Origin of the sequence: Bowmanella yangjiangensis (assembly GCF_017255015.1) — a bacterium.
GTDB lineage: Bacteria > Pseudomonadota > Gammaproteobacteria > Enterobacterales > Alteromonadaceae > Bowmanella > Bowmanella yangjiangensis.
Genome location: NZ_JAFKCS010000429.1, coordinates 1 through 661, shown reverse-complemented (window position 1 = coordinate 661; position 661 = coordinate 1). Strand labels below are relative to the sequence as shown.

The window sequence follows — 661 nt, the reverse complement described above, 5'->3', positions numbered from 1 at the left end:
CCGATGGGCTCACGCAGCGCCTGGATCGCGGCGTTCGGTTTCCTCTGCCTGGTGGGCGCAGCGCTTGCCTGGCTGACACTCAGCCATGGTTGACCCCGTGCCACCGACTACCTGCCCGACAGGGCCTATCGCACCCGGCCGCCGAATCTCGGTGGTGGGTTGTTCGGGCGCCGGGAAGACCACGCTTTCCCGGCGCCTGGCTCGGCACCTGGGCTATCGCCACGTCGAACTCGACGCGCTGTACCACCAGCCCGACTGGCAGCCGCTCCCCGACGGGGAATTTCAGCGGGCCACGCACGAGGCGCTGCAAGGTGACGGCTGGGTGGTCGAAGGCAACTACTCGCTCGTGCGCCCGCAGGTGCGCGAACGCTCGGACATGGTGATCTGGCTGGACCTGCCCCGGCGCAAGGTGATGCGCCAAGTGATCTGGCGTACCCTGCGCCGCCTGGCGACGCGAGAAACGCTGTGGAATGGCAACCGCGAGCGCTGGAGCAACCTGTTCAAGCTGAACCCGCGCGCCTCCATCCTGGCCTGGGCCTGGACCCGCCATCCCGACTACCGCCAGCGCTATGCCGAGGAAATGCGCAACGCACCGCCGTCGTGTCAGTATCTGCGCCTGGACTCCCGCCAGGCCATCAACCGCTTCCTGGCGAGTCTGCCG

At 68.2% G+C, this 661-nt stretch carries 1 protein-coding gene; it reads left to right on the top strand.

The features are described 5' to 3' along the window. Positions 1–151: 151 nt before the first annotated feature. A partial coding sequence (locus tag J0A65_RS24970) for an AAA family ATPase (RefSeq protein ID WP_206596925.1) occupies positions 152–661 on the top strand: 510 nt, incomplete at its 3' end.